We start from the raw sequence: 21,082 nt of genomic DNA, 5'->3' as shown, positions 1-21,082 counted from the left end.
TAATAGAATGATACAATAACAGATTAACGCCTGGACAAGAAGCGGTTCTTTACTTGTCCAGGCGTTTTTTTTGACTCTGTTAATGTTCACATCATTCACTATCTGTAGATATCTCATCTCCCTCTCCTCCGCAATCAAACCAAAAAACGACCCTCCACGATGAAGGGCCGCTCTCTCAACAACAAATTAACAATACTCTATCTATCAAACGGTAGTACTTATCGTACTTCAACCCAACCGTTCTTGATTGCAGTCACTACTGCCTGGGTACGGTCGTTCACGTTCATTTTTTGAAGTATATTACTTACATGATTTTTAACAGTCTTTTCACTGATGTATAAGCCTTCACCGATGCCACGGTTACTTTTACCGTCTGCAAGCATTTGCAGGACTTCACATTCGCGGCGCGTTAACAGGTGAAGCGGGCGGCGAACTTCGGATTGCTGGAACCCGCCTGAGTTCTGGGCGTTTGCCAGGCGCTTGTATTCTGCAACCAGATTATGCGTCACTTTAGGATGTACGTATGAACCGCCTTCAGCGACGATTTTCACGGCGTCAACCAATGCATCTGAGTCCATTTCTTTTAACAAGTAACCAAGTGCACCTGTTTTCAGCGCATGGTTCACATAGTTCTCGTCGTCGTGGATGGACAGGATGATGACTTTCGTATCCGGATACTTGTCCATTAATTTACGAGTCGCTTCCACGCCGTTTGTCTCAGGCATGTTGATATCCATGAGGACTACGTCGGGTTCGTGTGCTTCGACGAGGTTCATTGCTTCTGAACCGTCATCACCTTCTGCTACTACGTTGAAAGAAGGTTCGAATTCGAGGATTCGTTTAACCCCTTCCCTGAAAAGCTGATGATCGTCAATGATAACAATATTTGTTGCCATGTCTTTCGCCTCCCTAAACCTTCGAAAAATTTACGTATTAAGGGGAACCTGGATCAGTATGACCGTCCCTGCTCCTACTTTTGAGTCAATCGTGATGTCTCCTTCGAGAAGGTCGACACGTTCTTTCATCCCCATGATTCCAAAGGATCCTGTCTTTTGTTTGTCTTCATCGAATCCTTTGCCGTTGTCTTTGATGACAACCGTTATTTGGTCTTTCTTTACTTCTACTTTAACTTGGATATGCGTGGCTTCTGCGTGCTTAAGGGCGTTCTGGACACTTTCTTGTACCAACCGGAACAGAGCGACTTCGAATTTGGAAGGAAGTCTGATATCGAGCCCCATATTCACAAACTGTATGGAGGTCTCCTGGTTATACTCTTCGATTGTACTCAAGTATTTTTTGAGGGTCGGTATCAACCCGAGGTCATCAAGCGCCATTGGTCTGAGATCATAGATGATTCGGCGGACCTCATACAGGGCTGAGCGGACCATCCGTTTAAGATCGCGGATTTCTGTGATGGCATGTTCTGGGGTCTTTTCCCTGAACACCCGCTCGATTAGATCTGAGCGAATCATCACGTTTGCCATCATTTGAGCAGGGCCGTCATGAATTTCACGGGATAAGCGTTTTCGCTCGTCCTCTTGTGCCTCAATGATCCTGAGACCGAAATCCTGCCGCTGCTTCGCATCTTCTAACGCCTCACCCACTTGCCTTAAGTCACTATTCAAATAATTGAGAACGACGGATATCTGTGAGCAGAGATTCTCTGCCTTTTCAATCGTGTCCCCGAGTGCTTGCAGGCGTCTTTCCAGTTCATCCCTGCGGTTCCGAAGCTGCTTTTCCTGCTGTCGGTTCATGGATAGCTTCATCTGCAGGTCATGAGCCTTCTCGTACGCTTCTCTTACCTGGTCTTCTGAATAGGTTTGGAAATGTTTGCTGACTTCAGAAAGTCTGAGCCGGGCAAACTTTGATTTCTGTTGGAGATCATCTCCTTCATCAATCACCTTCAGGACCATTTCTTTCACTTCCAGTAATTCTCTCATCAAATCTTCATAATCAGTTCGACATTGCTCGCCAATCTGGAAGATCTCATCCTTACTTTCGTCAACCGTATCGACCATCTTTTTCAGGATGCTATCCAACATCTTGGTGTCTATCTTTTTAAGTGACACGGTACACCCCTCTTTTGTTCCACAATAGTCGTCCGCCTAGCAACATGAAAACTATCCTTGCATAATAATAATCGGCGTTATAAGCTCTGGACATCATGTCCTTAGACCTACTATTCATCTATACTAGATCGTACCTTTTATCAATTCAATGGAAAGTCATGAAACTCCTTTATTCATCTAGGCATATTCCTATGTAATACTTCTACCAAGGGATTATTCGCTTCAGGAATAATAGAGAAACTATGGCAAATATCTAGACCATTCGGCTTCCCTAATGAAGCGTTGGAACAACTGAAGTATTACTATCAGCGTCCATTATACCATGTCACATATTGTCGGAGATTAAAGTTTGATTACATTGTATTACCATTATTTCATGTAGAACCAGTTATTACCTCGGAAAGTATCTAGAATTGTGCATTCTTCACCATTTTTCTATATAGTAGAATTAGGATAAAAGCGCGGACTTTGTCGTACGCTGCGGCATTTATGAAAGGAGAAATGATTTTGCTACATCAGTATAATACCGTCAAGGGTTACGGAGAAAATGAAATCAATATTGAACGTTCAAGATTCATCACCTACGTGAATCGGGTTGAAACCGAGGAAGAAGCGCAGGAATTCATTGCAATGATTAAAAAGAAGCATCATGATGCCAATCATAACTGCTCTGCCTACATGATCGGCGAACAGAATATGATCCAGAAGGCGAACGATGACGGGGAACCGAGTGGGACAGCCGGAGTTCCCATGCTTGAAGTGTTGAAGAAGCGGGATTTGAAAGACACCGTCGTCGTCGTCACACGTTACTTCGGCGGGATCAAGCTTGGTGCAGGCGGCCTGATCCGTGCGTATGGACGGGCTGTGTCAGAAGGACTCAACGCCACCGGTATTGTCGAAAGACGTCTGATGCGGATTATGAAGACGAAAATCGATTATACGTGGTTAGGCAAGGTGGAAAATGAAGTGCGGTCCTCTCACTATCAATTGAAAGACATTCATTATTTGGAAGCTGTAGAAGTTGAAGTGTATGTAGAGGACGCGTCTAAGGATCAGTTTGTTGATTGGATGACTGAGCTTACGAATGGGCAGGGTGAGATTCAAGAGAGTAACACAGTCTATTTGGAACATGATATTAATACCCGACTTTAATCAATATAAAACATAACCGTAAATGAATCTTAATACTAGTTTTCATTTCAAACAGACTTGTAATCGTTTATAATTGTCTAATGGATCAAATTTAAAGGATGATATAAATATGAAGGATTTCAATGAAGATAGACTTCGTCACGCAAGAAAGATCAGGAAGAAAAGAAGAAAAAGAGTTATACTGACAATCATAAGTATCTTTTTGTTAATATCCATAGGCGGATTGAGCTTTATGGCTTATAAATCTTATTCAGCATTAGACAACACTTATTCAGAGATAGAACGGGGAGCTAAATCGAAACTCCGGGATGAACAAGTGTATGTTTCCAATGATCCTTTCTCAGTGCTATTGCTGGGTGTAGAAGATTACTCAAGCGAACATGACAAAGGAAGATCCGATACTATCATGGTTGCTACATTTAATCCAAAAGACCAGACAATGAAGTTAGTAAGTATCCCTAGAGACACCTTAGTAGATATTCCTGATAACGGTGAAAATAAGATCAATCACTCCTTTGCTTATGGAGGTAAAGAATTAGTGATAGATACCGTAGAGAATTTTCTTAATATACCTATAGATTATTACGTAACGGTTAATTTTAATGGATTTAAAAATATCATTGATGAGGTTGGAGGCGTCACGGTAGATGTGCCATTCGATTTCTCTGATATCAATAAAGATTGGGACAAGTTTTACTTCAAGGAAGGTAAGCAAAAGCTGAACGGTGAAGAAGCACTGGTTTATGCAAGAATGCGCAAAAAAGATCCACGTGGAGACTTCGGACGAAATGAAAGACAGAGACAAATTGTCACGAGCCTCATTGACAAAGCCTTATCTCCTAAAACATTCTTAAAAGTTGACGATCTTGCAGACGAAGTCGGAAGTAATGTAGAAACAAATATGAAGATTAAAGAAGGACTTGCGTTCATTCAGAAGTATAACGACTTCTCTTCTTCATCACTAGAACAAATAGAATTCGCAGGTACTGACCAATATTATAGTGGCGTGTACTACTTTATACCAGATGAAGAAAAGACGGATGAAATTATTAAGGAATTACAGCATCACTTACAATATACACCTCCAGAAACTGAGGATACTTATGAGGATGAGGAATCATCTTATTAACTTATTAAAAAGAGAAGGCAATCATCGGTAAGGATGAATGCCTTCTCTTTTATTTCTCCTTATACCCTTTCATCGTCTCTATATTCCTTGAATAGTTCTGGGATTAGGAGGATGAATAGGCTTAGCATGATTCCTACTAGGAAGCCGAAGATGGCTTTTTTGAGTGGGTTGTTGGAAGAAGTAGAGACCGTTACAGGTTCTAATTGTTTAGTTTCCCTGAAATTTTCAAGGATAAATTCATTGTCTGTTCTGTACTCCAACTCTTCTCTTTCCAGATAACCTCTATTCTTCTCAGTCTCCTTAACTCTTTCCAATCCATCTTCTACCAATTTAATTTTATTATTAAGTTTTTTTTCAGAAATGCTCAAGAAGTATTCAGACAATCCAAGAACAATTTCTTCAGACTTATTGTTATCTTTAGATGTGTACTTCATTTCTATGACTTTATTCCCTTGTTCTTCAATACTAAACCCATCTTTTATTTCATTAACAGAATAATCAAGGTTCTCTTCTTTTATAACCTCTTTCAAGGGCTTTTCAGATTGATAAAATGTTTTTACAACACTCGGGTTGGTCAATTTTTCATTCTCAAAATTCCCTAACACAATTTTAGTCGACGCAGTATAAGTAGTCTCTTTCCCCATCTCCATGAAGTACGCAATACCTGCCGTAAGGATTGGAATAATGCAAAGAAGAATAAAGAGTTTTTTGAATCTATGGATGATTGATGCTGCCATTTGTTTTAACAATGTGATCTTCACCTTTCTTTTTCATATAAACAAAGCCTATACATACACTAATGAACAACCAGTTATAGTGAAGCGCCATGAAGGAATTGGGGCTGATGCTTGCCATTGTGAATGCCCCCAGACCGCATATCAATGCTTCTCCCATGTATCGACTGGTTTGATCATGGTCTGTCCTTACTATCTTCACTAATTGAATAAATAAGTAAAGCAATAACAGAATGTATCCCACAAAGATAATGACACCATAATGTATCAGTAATTCAGCCCACCAATTATGCACATTAAAATCACCTGAAGTGTCAAATACTTGGAAATTTTTCATGTATAATTCGATATTTCCCGGGGCTACGCCAAATCCAAAAGAATCCTCCAAAAATACGATGACATTTTTTATAAGGTTCTCCCTAATACTGACCGAATCTCCACCACTCTCCGTTGGAAGGAGTGTGGCGAGTTCTTTGCCTACAGAACCCAATACTCCTGATACTATGTCCCATAAGAAGATGACAACCGGAAGGAAAATTAAAAAACCGGCCAGAGATAGCTTCAACCTTTGAGATGGATTCAAAACAAATAGAAACCATACAATCAAGCCCAGAAGGATTGCAATGTAGTTTGCTCTGGATGAAGCGAGGACTATTAAGTAAATGGAGCAGACCATGCCGGATAAACCGATTAGCTTGTATGCTAGAGACTTTCCATTTTTCAACAAAGAAAGGAAGAAGAAACTCGCTATAGCCAGGAAGCTCGCAAAATCATTTTCGTTTGTAAAGACGGCTGTCGGTATACCTTTTTGATACTGAGCGACATGATTGATTCTGGATATCGGAAGATGAATTTGAAAGAAATGGTTGATCAGTCCTATTCCTACAAGGAGGAGGGACATGATGATCCAATAGAAATATAACTCTTTATAGTCTTCTTCATTTCTGTAGGCTAATAGAATGAGGTAAATAAGGAAAATTCCACTTGCGAGGAATATGATATCCTGAATTGTATTCATCGGGTTGATCGACCAGGAAAGAGCGAAAACCCCGAAGAAGAGCCATAGTCCGCCAAAGCTTGTAAAAATGTTCTCCTTCATCCTGTTAAGTCCTGCAAGGATATACTTATTTTGATAATATTTGAAGCCTATTAACATGAAAATACACCCTGCTAATAAGATCCTGAACGGATAAATAGTAAACCCGGCAAGCTTATAGAGGGGTACAGCTGCTCCGATGAAGGACGAGATGACAAGTAAACTGACTGTAATATGGAAACGATGGGCTTTTTTCCACCATCTATGCCAGATAAAAGTCAATCCACCATATCCTGTCACTCCAACAAATGAGAACAGTAAGAGCTTTTGTAGGTCAACTCCCTTTAACATGACTACAAGATAAGCCAATAGGAGTATGATCGCGAGCCCTATAAAAAATGCATGATATTTCGTTTTGGCATATGTATTCATAAGATCATCACCTAATAATTAGAGGCTGTCAGAAACAGCCTCTAATAAGTTTATTGATTTCTTAATAGTTGATCGTCAGGTACCTTGCGAAGCGCCTTGGCAGGAGACCCAACAACAAGTGTTTCTTGCTCTACATCTCTTGATACAATACTGCCTGCCGCTACTGTACCATCTTCATGTATGACTTTACCTGGAAGAATGAGTGCATTGGCACCAATTCTTCCACCTTCTTTGACTGTTACACCCTTGAATTTATCATATCTCTCTTTCGATCGAGCCATATAATTATCATTGGTCGTTACAACATAAGGAGCAACGAATACATAATTACCTAAATGGGAGTAGGCTGTAATATAGCAATTCGTTTCCAGTTTGCATTTATCTCCGACCGTGCAATCATTTTCGACAGAAACGCCACGCCCGACAATCGTCTGATTACCGATTGTCACTCTCTCTCTGATCGTCGCCAGGTCTGCCACAAATACCTCTTCCCCTAACTCGGCATTGGCATAAATGATTGATGAAGTCCCCAGTGTTGTTCCATCCCCAATGACTGCAGGTGGGAGTTTTTTCACTTCAGGAAGAATAGAATTCTTTGCTCTGGTCGGCTGTTTCCCGATCACTGCATTATCCTGGATCATGACATTCTTCCCGATTTTGGTACCAGCGTAAATGATGACATTGTGTCCAATGGTTACATTCTCTCCAAATTCCACACCATCTTCAATGACTACATTTTGTCCAACTTTAACAGGTTTCATCAGTATTCCCCTTTAAGCTTTGTTGTAGAACTCTTTTATTTTAGAAACAACATACTCCTGTTGTTCTCTTTTCAATTCCGGGAACATCGGTAAGGAAATGGCTTCTTTGGCTGCCTTTTCCGTTTCAGGTAGATCCCCTTCATTAAAGCCAAGTTCTTTAAATACCGGCTGCAAATGTAATGGTTGTGGATAGTAAATCATTGTCGCCACACCTTGCTCTTTAAGGTATGCTTGAAGTTCATCACGTTTAGGTACTCTGATTGTATATTGATGGTATACATGGTGATTAAATTCTTCTTCATAAGGGGTAACGATCATATCGCCCAGTTCTTTATGAAGTAATTCATTGTAGTAATAGGCGTTTTCACGACGTTGGTTACTCCAGTCATCCAGATGCTTGAATTTCACATTTAAAATGGCTGCTTGTAACTCATCAAGTCGACTATTGTATCCAAGTACATGGTGATAATATTTAGGTTTGCTTCCGTGTACACGGATGACACGCATACGCTCACCGACTTCATCATCACTTGTGATGATCATACCTGCATCTCCATATGCACCCAGGTTCTTGGTAGGGAAGAAGCTGTAACATGCTGTCGTTCCAAGCTCTCCTACTTTTTTCCCTTTATATAGTGAGCCAATTGATTGGGCTGCATCCTCAATGATGGCAAGGTTATGTTTATCAGCAATTTCCTTAATTTTATCCATATCGGCCATTTGTCCATAAAGGTGGACAGGAATGATCGCTTTTGTCTTTGGTGTGATGGCGGCTTCAATTTTTTCAGGATCAATATTGAATGTTTTAGGATCGATATCCACAAATACCGGTGTTGCTCCCGCTCTTGCCACTGCCCCTGCCGTAGCAAAGAACGTAAAGGAAGGGCAAATCACTTCATCGCCAGGTCCGATATTCAGACCTAAGATAGAAATGTTTAAAGCATCTGATCCATTTGCGACACCAATACCGTGTGCTGCATTGCTGTATTCTGCCACAGAAGCTTCTAAATCTTTCACATTTTGCCCCAGAATAAAATGGGCTTTAGACATAACGTCCTCCATAGCTGTATGGATTTCTTCTTTTAAGTTTTGATATTGTTCTGTTAAATCTAACATAGGTACCTTCATTGGGCATTCTCCTTGTTTTCATAATGATTGTTCATGCAGACTGAGAGGAATTGATTCGACAATTTCTCGATATTATGGTGCTCGTCCAAGTAACGATATCCATTGCGTTTTATCTTTTCCTTCTCTTCACTTGTTAAGTTTAATAAATTCTCCAACCCATTTGCAAATTTTTCAGGAGATTCCGGAGTGACCGTCAGCCCTGCCTGAGCGTTGCCTACTATATCGTTGAACACTCTTCCAGAAAATATGATTGGTTTTCCTGATAGCAAATAATCATTAAGTTTATTTAAACTTATTCCATATTGATATAAATTTGTATCCAGCATAGAGACCATTAAGACATCAGCAAGATTCAACGTAGAAATTACTTCTCTTTTCGGGATGCCATCCAGGAAAAAGACGTTTTTCAAACCAAGTTCTTCTGCTTTGGCTCTCAAGTTCTTTTTTTCAGGTCCCTCTCCTACAAACACAAATGCCGTATCCTCCCTGGATAATCTGCCGGCTGCCTCCACAATTGTATCAAGGGAATTGGCTACACCATGTGACCCCAAGTACATGGCGATTTTAGGATAATCTTCCCGAATCGTTTGCAAAACAGGTTCAAGAGAGGCTTTGTTTTCTAACTCATGGATTTTATCCATGTCGATTCCATTCGGGATGTAAACAATCTTTTCTTCCGGAATACCAAGAGTCGTTATATATTTATAAGCTCCGGGCAATGTGACAATGATCTTCTTTGATTTCTTATATACGAACTTTTCAATCCATCCGAATAATAACGCTAATGGATGATTCTTTGAAATAGCACCGAAATCGATTAGCGTTTTAGGCCACAAATCCCGGATTTCAACAATAAAGGTAGCACCTTTCACCTTACTTAATACATATCCCGCTAAACAGGCAAAGAGATGGACAGAGGATCCCACAATGACATCCGGCTTATCCTTTTTCTTCAAACCTCTTGCCACGGCTGTAAGCATATAACTCATCATATTGAGTAATCGTTTAGGTCCATTTCCTTTGTAGGGAAGTGTCCAAACCCACTCGAAATCGACACCATTAACGTTCTCAGAGTAATTCTTTTTCCTGGGATCACGCCATTTAAAGAGGTAAACGATAAAACTGCTTGCGAAGATGGTAACCTCGTGACCTTTATCCACCATGTGTTTCGATAGGTCATAATGACGTGTAATCCCTGTTTCATTTGGTTTTAATGCGACGGCATTCAGCATCCATATTTTCAAAAAATTCACCCTTTAAAGCCGTTATAAGTTGTTATATAACTCAACTAAACGAATACTTTCCTGTTCCCAATTGTATTTATTCATGACTGCCCGACGGCCACTTTCACCCATTGCCTTGGCTTCATCAGGATGATCGACCAGATATTTTACTGCATCGGCAATGGCTTTAGGATTAAGCGGATCGACGCATATTCCACATTGCGCGTCTTCTACAATGCCTCTCCACAACGGAAAGTCACTTGCTATGACCGGCATCCCAGCAGACATGTATTCAAACAATTTGATGGGATAGGAAACCACGTATCTTGGTTCCGGATGCAGGATCACTAAACCCGCATAAGACGTATTGAGTAATGTTGCAACCTCTTGCCTATTTAGATATCCCTCGAAGTTTACGTGCTTCCATCCATCGAGCTTTTCCATTTCATCCTGTAAGGAAGCCGGGGCAAATGCTCCAGCTAAATGAAGAGTAATGGGATGATCCGATTCCTGATTCAGTTCATCCATGGAACGGACCATTTCTTCAATACCGCGCAGCCTCGTAATACCGCCAATATATACAATTTTATTACTGTTCATTTCTTTTGTTGCATCAGTGGAACCTTCACCTATCAGTTCATTCATAATCGGGAAGTTATGAATGATGACAGAGTTCTTCTGATATGTAAGAAATCTTTCATTAATGGTCGGAGTCGCTGTGACTACTGCATCAAACCTCTTGGAAGCATATCGTTCCAGTCCTTCTACCATTTTGGATACCAGCTTTCTTAACGGCTTAGGAATCCACTGTTTGGATAAGACCTGTTGAGGGACATCTTCATGTACATCATAGATTACTTTCTTTCCTTTAGACTTAAGAAGCAACCCGATCGGAAGTAGCTCCGGGTCATGAAAATGGTATACGTCAGCGTCCAGCTCCAAGGCCTTTTTATATACACTCCGAGGACCGTTGATCATTCTTACGTAACGATTGGTCGACTCCACAGGCGCTCCGACTATATTGACTCCATTTTTCACATATGATTCGCTGTTACCCACAATCAGATTAACATCGAAACCCGCCTCACTTAAGTACGAGCATTCTTTCACAAAGATCCTAATATCTTCGGTTGGATGTACGGAAGTTAAATGACAAACTTTCAAGTGAATCACTCTTTCATAATACTGGTAAAAAGAGTCCAAAAGAAAAATGGACTCTTTTTACTGTAAATTTATAGGCGATAATAGTTTTTAATCTCGTCACGATAGTTTTTCATGGCATTACGTGTGTCGAAAATGACAGAAGCCTTTTCAGCAATCATCTTATAATCAAAACTGCTGTGATCGGTTGTAATAAGAACAAGATCTGCATTTTCAAGGGCTTCTTCTGTTAAGTTGATCGGCTCAACGATCTGGTTGTTAAGTCTGAATTGTTTGACGTGAGGATCTACCACTGTAAAGTCGGCACCCTCTTTACTCATTTCACTTAGGATATCAAGAGCAGGAGATTCACGTACATCCTCGATATCTTTCTTGTAAGCAACCCCTAGTACAAGTACCTTTGCACCATTTAAGGACTTTTGGCTTTTATTTAAAATTTGCATACTGCGGCTGACTACATATTCCGGCATGGCATTGTTAATTTCACCAGCTAATTCAATCAGTTTTGTATGATATTTATATTCTCTCGCCTTCCATGTCAGGTAGAATGGATCGATTGGGATACAGTGACCACCTAATCCTGGACCTGGATAAAACGGCATGAAACCATATGGCTTTGTTGCTGCCGCATCAATGACTTCCCAGACATCGATCCCCATACGATTACACAACACTGCCATTTCGTTTGCAAGAGCAATATTAATGTGACGGAAAGTGTTTTCGAGAATCTTTTCCATTTCAGCTACAGCCGGTGATGACACTTCATGGACATCCCCTTCAAGCACATTTTTATAAAGTTCCGCAGCTACTTTTGTACAGTTTTGAGTGATTCCACCTACAACTTTAGGTGTGTTTTTGGTATTAAAATCCTTATTACCCGGATCTACTCGTTCAGGTGAATAAGCCAGGAAGAAATCTTCACCTGTTTTCAAACCCGTTTCTTCTAGAATAGGCTTGAGGATTTCTTCTGTCGTTCCTGGATACGTTGTGCTTTCCAGAACAATCAGCATGCCCGCTTCCATAAACCTAGCTATTTCTTTACCCGAACTCTCAACATAAGATGTATCAGGTTGTTGATACATATCAAGTGGAGTAGGAACACAAATCGCTACAGCGTCTACTTCTTTGATCAACGAGTAGTCGGTAGTGGCCAATAACTTCTTATCTTGAATAATTTCAGCAAGTTCTTCATCCACTACATCACCAATGTAATTGATACCATCGTTAACCATGTCGACACGTTTTTGCTGAACATCAAATCCAATAACTTTATATCCTGCTTTTGCTTTTTCTACCGCAAGTGGCAATCCGACATAACCTAATCCGACTACACCGATTGTCGCTTCTTTATTGGCAATTTTATTAAATAGGGTCTGAGCTTGTACTGATAAAGTTGTATCCATCATAAAATCCCTTCCTTAGCTAAGAATGATTGGTTTATTTTGTTCTGCTGAATCATAAAGCGATAAGACCAATTCCAATGCTTTCCTACCGTCCATTCCTGTCACAATAGGTTCGCGGTCTTCTTTAATTGCCTGCACCATATCTTCAATGATGCATTGATGTCCCGGCTTACCCCAAGGATCATTTTTAATTTTTTCTATGAAATGTTCCGTTTCTGCTTCATCCATTCCTTCAAGCGTAAGATGCTCTATATGAATGGCGTTCGCCCCGCTTATTTTAACGGTTCCTTTTTCCCCGAATATGCTAATGGACTCTTCGTAATTTTTCGGGTAGATTGTAGTGGCTGCTTCGATGACACCTAATGAGCCATCTTCAAAACGGGCAAGTCCGGTTGAAACATCTTCGGCTTCAATATCCCGAACCCTCGTTGCTGCCATACTATATACTTCTTTAACATCTCCCATTAACCATATAAGAAGATCGAGATTATGAACAGCCTGATTCATCAGAACCCCGCCATCCAGAGCTTTTGTTCCTCTCCATGGTGCCTGGTCATAATATTCCTGATTTCGATTCCAGCGCACTGTTGCATTAGAATGACTTATTTTTCCGAACACTCCACTTTTCACAAGTTCTTTCAGCTCTACAAATGCCGGTCTGAATCGGTTTGGATGAACTACTGCCAGCTTCACATTATTCTCATCACATGCGTGGATGATTTTATCAGTATCTTCCAGTGTAAGTGCAATCGGCTTTTCTACAATGACGTGTTTCTTTGCATTTGCAATTTGCACGGCAATATCAGCATGAAAACCACTTGGAGTACAAATATTCACTACATCCACATCGGCGTTCAACATTTCCTCAAGACTTGTATATCCCTTTACTTTATATTCATTAGAAAACATATCCACTCGTTCGGGTTGAGTATCACAAATCGCTTCAAGGATTGCTCCATCTGCTTCTTGAATGGCATTTATGTGTTTTTTCGCAATATGACCACAACCAACAATTCCAAACTTAATCATCTACACTAACCACCTGTCTACTTATACTCATTCTTGTTCGCACTCTCTATCATACACAAAATGATAGGGATTTGGGTTATAAATATTTTTCAATTTCGTTACATGAATGATTTAGCTAATTTCTTAGCCGTACTGCTGAGTAATAAAACATCGGACTTTCTGATAACCAATAATTCGAAAGGCTTCACTTTCGTTTCTCGAGAATATATTATCACTTTTATCATAAAACTTAAAATATAAGTAATAGATGAAGCAATCGCCGCTCCCTTAATCCCCATGGAAGGAATGAGAACCAGATTCAGAATGACGTTCAAAACAACATTGAATATCGAAACATACATGTTTAATTCTGGTTTTCCTCTTCCAGCAAGATCATTTGATAATAGTTTCTCTACTGCAAGGACGACTATACCTGGAATTAAAAGTTGTAACATAAGAGAACTACTCTCATATTCACTGTTAAGAATGACATCAAAAATAAAATCAGACAATATAAATACTGCTACTCCTAACAAAATCATAAATAGGGTCATAATCCTTGTCACAAGTGCAGTTATTCTATTTCGATCCATCGTTTCCTTTGAAGAAGATATTCTCGGAAGAAGGACACTGGAAATTGATTGGGAAAAAATCGAAAGTCTTTCTCCGATATTCACCGCGGCAGAATAAATACCAACCGACCCTTTCCCTAAGAAAAACCCTAAAAAGAAAATGTCTAGTCGATAGTTTAAAAATGTCATGACGTTACTGATATGAGCCTTTATTCCGTACGTTACAGACTCCTTTAAGTAAGCTTTTGAAAAACGGCGGAAGCTGAGCTGTAATTTCTCAACCGTAAATAAAATGATTAAACAATAGGTCACACTGCAAAAATATCCAATACCAAAAGAGAAAACTGCGGCTTCCAGCCCTAAATCAAACAATAGGACGAAAATAAGAACCGATACCACTGTTCCCAACTGTTGTATTAATAGTGCAGTGTTAAACGTCTTAAATTTTTGCTGACCTTGAAAGATGGTTTGTAAAAAGATCATCCCCAACATAAACGGTAATGCAAACAGACTCGCAAAGAGAAGGGATAAATTTAACTCATCGAACTTAGATTCTTTGAACAGGAACATGACAACTGTTCCGATGATGATTCCAATTAACGATAATAAGAGGGCCATCAGAACATTGGTATTGAATATTTCTTTAAGTGAATATTTTTCTCTACTGACAAAATAAATGGTAGAAGAATTTAATCCTAAGTTAAGGAATGTCATGATCATCAATGGAACATACGTGATAAGGGTGTACTCCCCATACCCGTCTTTCCCAAGAGTTCTTCCAAGGACAGAAATTAGGGTAATTCCGATGACGATACTCGCCAATTGTCGGGTTAGGGTAATTAGACTGTTTGAAAAAAATGAGTTTTTAGTTTCCATCTTGTGTTAAATCTCCTATTGATAACAATTTTTCGGCAAACTCGGAATAATTTTTTTCGCAAGAGTAATGTTCTTCCCACATTTGGTAAGCATGCTCTCTTTTTTGAGATATTAGTTCTGGTGAAGTACCTATCTTGTTTAAAATACTTGCGATTTCTTCAGGGGCGAAATCTTTTTTCAGCAACCATCCATTTGTAGCATTCACTAGCTCTGATGTCCCCCCGACATCGGTGGCAAGAACAGGAATCCTTGCACTGAACGCCTCCATAATAGTGACGGGAATCCCTTCACTTTCACTCACATTTATGAAAAGATCAAACCTTTGACTGCTCAAAGCATTTATCACTTCTTCATTTGACAGGCTGCCGAGTAACTCTCCCTTGCTCATTTCAGGAAACTGATCTATGATGCCCTGAACCTTCTCCCTCTCTGGTCCGTCCCCTATATGGACCCAGTGAACTGGTACTTGTGCTTTTCTTATCGCTTCCGCAATTAAGTGAACCCTTTTTACACCTTTTAAGTAAGAAACGGACACCAATTTAATGGGATTATGTGAAGAGTAAACTTCATCCGTGTTAGAGAGTTCTAAACCTTTTGTTCCTAAACGGCTAACCTCGATTTTATAACTTATTTCCGGGAATCTTCCCTCTAAGTACTTTTTTCCATTATCAGAAATACTGTAGATTTTATCTAATGATTGAATCACTTCTTCCTGTACCGGTAAGTAAGGCATAGCATGACGTTCCCAGTACAGATCCCCACCGTGAACTCTTGAAACAGCATTAATTTTTGGATTATTTTTTTTCCACATTGCCAGTGCAGCTGCCGCAGGTGTCAACCAGTAGGAATAATAAACAACATTTTCGGACATACTGTTTTCGATCAATTCAACTTTCTTCCGGATCTGATAGGCATCAACAACCCATTTATAGAGTTTAAACTTACCTTTAAGCCCAAACTCCTTTGCGTTTTGAATATCTTTTTTGTACCAAGATCTAACGAAAGGGTTTGTAAGCCCTGATAGTAAGCTCTTCACTTTCCTTACCTTAGGGTTTACCACTTCGCTCTTGATTATATGAACTTTTACATTTGCAGGAAGTTCCCTGCCGTGTGGTTCATCCCTGTTCCAACACTCCTGGTTAGTTGGCACAATGAGTATATTCTTAAACTTCTGCGAGAGAATCATTAATTCGTTATAAATAAATTCTTCTCCAGGTGAATAAGGAAACCTACTTGTGAGAAGAATAAGTGTTTGAACTTGTTTCATGTTAATCTCCTTATTAATAAGATAAAAAGCTGCAGGAATGCTCCCACAGCTTATAGACGGCCTAAGATTTTTTTATAAAACCTTAAAAAAGGTTTGTGTTTTTCGTTCACAAGGCCGATAACCTCTGCAATGGTTTGAATGGCTATCAATAATGTCGCAAGCAATAATACCGATCCCCATAGAGTAGCTTTCGTGAAAATAATGGCACTTATACTAAAGCATAATCCAAGTGCATATATAATTAAGACTGTTTCTCTGTGTGAAAACCCCAGATTTATTAATCGATGATGGAGATGTGATTTATCCGGAGCAGAGATTGGTTTCTTATTCACTACCCTTCGAATGATTGCAAAAGTAGTATCAAATAAAGGTACTCCGAGTATCAAAATAGGTACGACAAAGCTGAAAAGTGTCACGCTCTTATACAATCCCAATAGTGACAATACCGCTATCATGTAACCCAGGAATAATGAACCTGTATCCCCCATAAAGATCTTAGCAGGATGGAAATTGTAGAACAGGAAACCAATGGCGCTTGCAAGCACGATTAAAGCTAATGTTAGAATCAATGCTTTTCCATTTATGAAAGCCATGAAAGCTATGGTCGCCAGGCTAATGGAAGATATACCTGCAGCCAGGCCGTCTAATCCATCAATCAAATTGATTGCATTGGTTATCCCGATTACCCATAATAAAGTTACCGGAATGGCCAGGATGCCAATATCAATCCTGTCAAAAAAAGGAATGTATAAAAATTCTATTGTTAACCCAGAATATACCACTATGACAGCGGCTATGATTTGACCTGCCAGCTTAACCTTGGCTGACAAAGCAAATTTGTCATCCAATAATCCGATGACTAAGATAATCAGAGCTCCCACAGTAATAGAAGCGATGGGCTCTTTGTATAAACCTGATGCAAAGTAGCCTACAAGGACCCCAATGAAAATTGCCAGACCACCCATTCGAGGCATTTCCTTGGTATGCACCTTCCGTTGATTCGGCTGGTCGACTACGCCAATGAGTTTTGCAAATTTAATAACCCATGGAGTGACAATAAGGACGGAGACAAAGGATAAAAGCACCGACATTACCAACTTGATGTCCATTATATTTACTCCTTTTATTTTGAAAATTAGTTCTTTAATTTCTAAATTTTAGTCCTCAATCAGTTTAACATAAAATCCATCCAAAGAAATGAATTTTTTTTTACAAATAGATTTCATTAGCTTTTACCCTACTTAGATTATTTTCTAACCTATCCTTAAGTTTATTAGTGGTAATAATGACTAAAATATCTGGTTACCGGATGAGGGAATCTTTTCTATCTTTTCACTCCAGCAATTCGCTTAAAGCATTTTCTGTCATTAATTCAATACTGCGATTATAGGCAGCGACATCAGTATGGCCATAGGGGTCCAGGAACCAGTTCCAGTTAAATGTCCCCACAGAGAAGACCTTAGTGCCATAAGGCTTATCCCACCAGACAACATCGGCCACGCTCTTTTTCCCGTATAAGTTTACCGGGGATCTTGAAATCAACTCCACTCCAGGTATTTCCCCATCATACCGATCAACTTCACCACCAATAACACCTGCTATTTCATCACCATCTTTAAGTCCTGTCCCCTTATAAATCCAATGAGATGAATTAGTGATTACCATGGGATATGTTCTATCTGGAATCCCCCTATACATGCTTCCAAATAATTGATTTTCCGGCCTGTTAACCGGTGAGCTTCTAAATTGAGTTGTCACGTTGCCAGGGAATAATTTCTGATAGGGATCCCGATCAGCTTTTGCTTTATAGCCGACAATATTGGTACCGTCCTCTTCTAATCGAACTTGCCAATACCCCACATTAGCATTTAAGTTTGCAAGATTCATATTGCGTTTGGTTAATTTCTCAATGCTGTCCCTAGTTTCTTTTGTCCAGTATTCATCATGCCCTGGTATGATAAGTAGTTTTGGATCGTCCACTTCTAATTTCCCTTTGGCTATATCAACATTTGAATAATAATTCAATGTATAACCTTTCTTCTCCAGCCACCTGATTAAATTGTATTCATATTTAAAAAATTGCCCCGCCCCATTTCCCTCCAGATATGGGCGGTGGTAAGATAGATTGATTGAAGGTTCATGATCTGTACTATTGTAGCCGTAAAAACTTTTACCGCCCCAATTGTTATAGGCTTGGTAAGTATTTGTGGCTATCACTATTCCAATTTCATTTTGAACATTGGAATTTATAACAATCGGAATATACGAAGAGTTTAATCTGCTGTCAACCAGTTTGATTAAATACATTCCACTTTCCCAATCTTCCGGTATGGAGAAATGACCGGTTTTCACCCAGTTGGCATCTAAATTTTCAGGATTCAGCTTTTTCTTAGATTGATTCAGCACTGAAAAATAACCGACTGATTTCTTTAATGCTGCTCCTTCCCCATTGTAGTAGCCCATTCTATAAATTTCTGCCCCATATCCATATTCGCTGGATATAAATAACGAAACCTCGTCACCAGTCTGATAGGATGGCTTATCAGCATAACCCTGTATTGAAGAAGATTTCTTATCAACTTCCCATTTTCCAGGTTTATATATCACTTTCTCATTCACAGATGCTGAACCACCAAAAATGGTGATTTTCTCAGGCTGTCTGCTAATCAAATATGAATGTATAAGATCGGGTGTATGATTTGGCCTTGTGAGTAATACAGGGCCTTTTGATTTTGCTGCTATGGTAGATCCACTTAATGCATCAGCAAAAGTAAGTCCGGTGGCAATAAAGGATTGCCTTGATTCAGGGAAAAGTTTTTTAGCGATATTAGCAGATACCTCATACCTGTCTTTTCCTCCAATTCTCTCTTTTACAGGTAATAATTGTTCTACTTCTTTGCTTACACTTGAATTCCCTCCAACTATTGTGACTGCGGATATCCCCTTTTCCTTTATCAACTTTAAGGTAGAAGATGGAATATCATTGGATTTTGTCAATAAAATGGGAATATTATTAATTGAAGCGTACGGGGCAATTGATAATGCATCGGCAAAAATCAGGCCATTAGCCAAGATTACACTAGAGGAAGGAGGCAACTTCATGGCAATATTTTCTGATACAGCAAATCGATCTTTACCCGAAATTCTAGAAATAGTGTGCAGGTTGGAGATTTTAGATTGGTTGATTTGTGTAACAACCTTTGGGTTAATACTGCCTTCCCCTCCAATGATCATTATTTCCTTCGGGTTTAATCTCATTAATTCCTTAACTGTCTCACTTGTTAACTGATCTTTCCTTGTTAGTAAAATAGGTGCATCTTTATAATAGGCCAATGGTGAAGCCGAAAGTGCATCTGCAAAAGCCAGATGATTTGTTATTATAACGGTGTCCGCACCATTTCCCCAGTACTTTTTTGAAATATTCACCGCTACTTCGAACCGGTTTTGCCCGTCAATTCTCACCTGTACTGTTTCCGCTTCAGCTGCTCCCGTTATGAAACCCATCCATACAAAGGTGCAGAAAAAGAGTAATGTGAACTTTTTCATTAATGTCTATCTCCTCACAAGTTATATAAAAGGCACCTGAAATAATCAATTTCCAGGTGCCTTTCCGATATCATTCCTTACCCTAATTATCTGAAAAAAGTAAGAACTCCATTTGTGATTCCGATTGCAGCTTGCTCTCTATAGTAATCGCTTTTCAATTTCGCTGCATCTTCTTCATTTGTTAAAAACGCCAGTTCCACTAACACACTTGGCATAGTGGATTCTCTGATCACTTTAAAGTTAACGTTCTTTACTCCCCTATTATCTGTATCCAACTTGGCGACTAATTCTCTGTTAATATAAGTGGCCAGTTCCAGGCTTTTGGCAGCTGCATAGGTATCGTCCCAATAGGTTTCAGTTCCGTCTACACCTGGATTCGATGGAAATGCATTTGTATGCACACTGATAAATGCATCTGCCCCCTGCTTATTAGCAAGTTCCGCTCTCTCAGATAAAGTAGGATACGTATCCGCTTCACGAGTCATGATTGTATAAGCACCATTAGCATCAAGATTTCTCTTCAATTTAGTAGAAACACTTAGATTCACTTCTTTTTCTATCACATCATTATCTGAAGCACCGGGGTCATCATAACCATGACCTGGATCTACGACGATCAATTTCCCAGCTAGTGGTCCCGCTACAGCCTTGACTACATTATCTGAAACAGATGCTTTTCCACCCAATACAATAAAGTTTGTCATTCCATTCTGACCTGAAATTTCCTTTGTTGCTTCAGGTAAGGAAGAGTTTCTTGTTAATAAAACCGGCGCATTTTTCTTAGCAGCTAATACTGAACCAGTTAACGCGTCTGCAAACGTCTGTCCAGTCGCTAAGAATCCAGTCGAGGTCGGTAAATTTAGTTTCTCAATGATATTAGCAGCGACCTCATAACGATCATCTCCACCAATTCTAAGGGGGCTATAGACTAATAAATCTGCATAGACCCCATTACTCACACTGCCTGTTCCACCCATTACAATTACTTGACTGGGATTCCTTGATTGTAAAGTTGAAATAGTCGGTGTAGGAATTGCATCATTGCGAGTTAACAGGATTGGCATACCATTCCTTGAAGCATATGGCGCTATTGCCAATGCATCCGGAAAGGTCAATCCATTTGCCACTACAGCCTTGGAAGAACTTGGCATCTTCTTTGCTATTGCAGCTGATACTTCAAAACGGTCTTTTCCGCTTATCCGTTCAACAGTTGTAATCCCTAGACTTTTCACTTCATTTACGACGTTATTCGAAACACTTGACGTTCCACCTATAATAACAACCTTGGAAGGCGAAAGTTCACGAAGTTTATTCTTTGTTGTATCGCCTAAGCCTTCAGGACGCGTCAACAAGATCGGCGCGTTCATTTTATAAGCAAGTGGTGTTGCAGCCAGTGCATCCGCGAAGGCATTGTAGTTAGATAGAAAAACCACATTGGCACCACTTGGCCATCCTTCTGTCGCAACATTTGCTGCCACTTCAAATCGATCCTTACCAGACAACCTCTCATATTCACCCGACGCACTGGCCACTTGTGCCAATCCAAAGAAGACGAAAAAAACAACCAGCGAAACTAAAACTTTCT

17 protein-coding genes are annotated in these 21,082 nt (G+C 39.7%); 2 read left to right on the top strand and 15 right to left on the bottom strand.

The genetic code is table 11. From position 1 onward, the window contains the following. Nucleotides 1-218 precede the first annotated feature (218 nt). Nucleotides 219-896: a response regulator gene (locus ACSQ2E_RS01500; protein ID WP_159363039.1), complete on the bottom strand. Its 678-nt coding sequence runs from the start codon at nt 894-896 to the stop codon at nt 219-221. Between the two features lie 30 nt (nt 897-926). Then, complete coding sequence (locus tag ACSQ2E_RS01495) at nt 927-2,069, bottom strand: sensor histidine kinase (RefSeq protein ID WP_435989036.1); 1,143 nt, start codon at nt 2,067-2,069, stop codon at nt 927-929. A gap of 507 nt (nt 2,070-2,576) precedes the next feature. Here ACSQ2E_RS01495 and ACSQ2E_RS01490 point away from each other — a divergent pair. After that, nucleotides 2,577-3,221: a YigZ family protein gene (locus tag ACSQ2E_RS01490; RefSeq protein WP_435989035.1), complete on the top strand. Its 645-nt coding sequence runs from the start codon at nt 2,577-2,579 to the stop codon at nt 3,219-3,221. A 109-nt stretch (nt 3,222-3,330) separates the two neighbouring features. Next, on the top strand, nt 3,331-4,350 hold the full coding sequence (locus ACSQ2E_RS01485; protein ID WP_435989034.1) for an LCP family protein: 1,020 nt from the start codon (nt 3,331-3,333) through the stop codon (nt 4,348-4,350). Nucleotides 4,351-4,409: 59 nt separating this feature from the next. Here the strand turns inward: ACSQ2E_RS01485 and ACSQ2E_RS01480 are convergent, their stop codons facing one another. The 13 genes from ACSQ2E_RS01480 to ACSQ2E_RS01420 form a co-directional block, all read right to left on the bottom strand. Next, nucleotides 4,410-5,099, bottom strand: coding sequence for a hypothetical protein (locus ACSQ2E_RS01480; RefSeq protein ID WP_435989033.1), 690 nt, complete (start codon nt 5,097-5,099; stop codon nt 4,410-4,412). Beyond that, nucleotides 5,065-6,552 (bottom strand): O-antigen ligase family protein, encoded by a 1,488-nt coding sequence (locus ACSQ2E_RS01475; RefSeq protein WP_435989032.1) that lies wholly within the window; start codon nt 6,550-6,552, stop codon nt 5,065-5,067. The genes ACSQ2E_RS01480 and ACSQ2E_RS01475 overlap by 35 nt, the downstream gene beginning before the upstream one ends. A 50-nt stretch (nt 6,553-6,602) precedes the next feature. Beyond that, a complete protein-coding gene (locus ACSQ2E_RS01470) occupies nt 6,603-7,313 on the bottom strand; it encodes a DapH/DapD/GlmU-related protein (RefSeq protein ID WP_435989031.1) in 711 nt (236 codons plus the stop codon). Between the two features lie 12 nt (nt 7,314-7,325). Continuing rightward, entirely contained in the window at nt 7,326-8,441 is a 1,116-nt protein-coding gene (locus tag ACSQ2E_RS01465; protein ID WP_435989030.1) for a DegT/DnrJ/EryC1/StrS family aminotransferase, read from the bottom strand. Continuing rightward, nucleotides 8,438-9,685, bottom strand: coding sequence for a glycosyltransferase family 4 protein (locus ACSQ2E_RS01460; protein ID WP_435989029.1), 1,248 nt, complete (start codon nt 9,683-9,685; stop codon nt 8,438-8,440). Before ACSQ2E_RS01460 ends, ACSQ2E_RS01465 begins: the two co-directional genes overlap by 4 nt. Nucleotides 9,686-9,706: 21 nt before the next feature. After that, nucleotides 9,707-10,828, bottom strand: a complete 1,122-nt coding sequence (locus tag ACSQ2E_RS01455; RefSeq protein WP_435989028.1) for a glycosyltransferase family 4 protein — start codon at nt 10,826-10,828, stop codon at nt 9,707-9,709. 68 nt (nt 10,829-10,896) lie between these two features. Next, entirely contained in the window at nt 10,897-12,231 is a 1,335-nt protein-coding gene (locus ACSQ2E_RS01450; RefSeq protein ID WP_435989027.1) for a nucleotide sugar dehydrogenase, read from the bottom strand. A gap of 12 nt (nt 12,232-12,243) precedes the next feature. Next, nucleotides 12,244-13,257: a Gfo/Idh/MocA family protein gene (locus ACSQ2E_RS01445; protein ID WP_435989026.1), complete on the bottom strand. Its 1,014-nt coding sequence runs from the start codon at nt 13,255-13,257 to the stop codon at nt 12,244-12,246. A 98-nt stretch (nt 13,258-13,355) separates the two neighbouring features. Continuing rightward, nucleotides 13,356-14,684, bottom strand: a complete 1,329-nt coding sequence (locus tag ACSQ2E_RS01440) for a flippase (protein WP_435989025.1) — start codon at nt 14,682-14,684, stop codon at nt 13,356-13,358. After that, entirely contained in the window at nt 14,674-15,951 is a 1,278-nt protein-coding gene (locus ACSQ2E_RS01435) for a glycosyltransferase (protein WP_435989024.1), read from the bottom strand. Before ACSQ2E_RS01435 ends, ACSQ2E_RS01440 begins: the two co-directional genes overlap by 11 nt. A gap of 50 nt (nt 15,952-16,001) precedes the next feature. After that, nucleotides 16,002-17,060: a glycosyltransferase family 4 protein gene (locus ACSQ2E_RS01430; protein ID WP_435989023.1), complete on the bottom strand. Its 1,059-nt coding sequence runs from the start codon at nt 17,058-17,060 to the stop codon at nt 16,002-16,004. 223 nt (nt 17,061-17,283) lie between these two features. Then, the gene (locus ACSQ2E_RS01425; RefSeq protein WP_435989022.1) at nt 17,284-19,497 is read right to left on the bottom strand and encodes a N,N-dimethylformamidase beta subunit family domain-containing protein; all 2,214 of its coding nucleotides are present in this window, start codon (nt 19,495-19,497) and stop codon (nt 17,284-17,286) included. A gap of 86 nt (nt 19,498-19,583) precedes the next feature. Further along, nucleotides 19,584-21,029, bottom strand: coding sequence for a cell wall-binding repeat-containing protein (locus tag ACSQ2E_RS01420; protein WP_435989021.1), 1,446 nt, complete (start codon nt 21,027-21,029; stop codon nt 19,584-19,586). Nucleotides 21,030-21,082 lie beyond the last annotated feature (53 nt).

Origin of the sequence: Rossellomorea sp. LjRoot5 (assembly GCF_964253455.1) — a bacterium.
Taxonomy (GTDB): domain Bacteria; phylum Bacillota; class Bacilli; order Bacillales; family Bacillaceae_B; genus Rossellomorea.
The sequence above is the reverse complement of the archived record's forward strand: the minus strand, read 5'-3'. Positions and strand labels throughout refer to the sequence as shown.

Coding starts and splice junctions, on each gene's coding strand:
- ACSQ2E_RS01500 (WP_159363039.1), bottom strand. CDS start 896: ATGGCAACAAATATTGTTATCATTGACGATCATCAGCTTTTCAGGGAA.
- ACSQ2E_RS01485 (WP_435989034.1), top strand. CDS start 3,331: ATGAAGGATTTCAATGAAGATAGACTTCGTCACGCAAGAAAGATCAGG.
- ACSQ2E_RS01475 (WP_435989032.1), bottom strand. CDS start 6,552: ATGAATACATATGCCAAAACGAAATATCATGCATTTTTTATAGGGCTC.
- ACSQ2E_RS01470 (WP_435989031.1), bottom strand. CDS start 7,313: ATGAAACCTGTTAAAGTTGGACAAAATGTAGTCATTGAAGATGGTGTG.
- ACSQ2E_RS01465 (WP_435989030.1), bottom strand. CDS start 8,441: ATGAAGGTACCTATGTTAGATTTAACAGAACAATATCAAAACTTAAAA.
- ACSQ2E_RS01450 (WP_435989027.1), bottom strand. CDS start 12,231: ATGATGGATACAACTTTATCAGTACAAGCTCAGACCCTATTTAATAAA.
- ACSQ2E_RS01445 (WP_435989026.1), bottom strand. CDS start 13,257: ATGATTAAGTTTGGAATTGTTGGTTGTGGTCATATTGCGAAAAAACAC.
- ACSQ2E_RS01440 (WP_435989025.1), bottom strand. CDS start 14,684: ATGGAAACTAAAAACTCATTTTTTTCAAACAGTCTAATTACCCTAACC.
- ACSQ2E_RS01435 (WP_435989024.1), bottom strand. CDS start 15,951: ATGAAACAAGTTCAAACACTTATTCTTCTCACAAGTAGGTTTCCTTAT.
- ACSQ2E_RS01430 (WP_435989023.1), bottom strand. CDS start 17,060: ATGGACATCAAGTTGGTAATGTCGGTGCTTTTATCCTTTGTCTCCGTC.
- ACSQ2E_RS01425 (WP_435989022.1), bottom strand. CDS start 19,497: ATGAAAAAGTTCACATTACTCTTTTTCTGCACCTTTGTATGGATGGGT.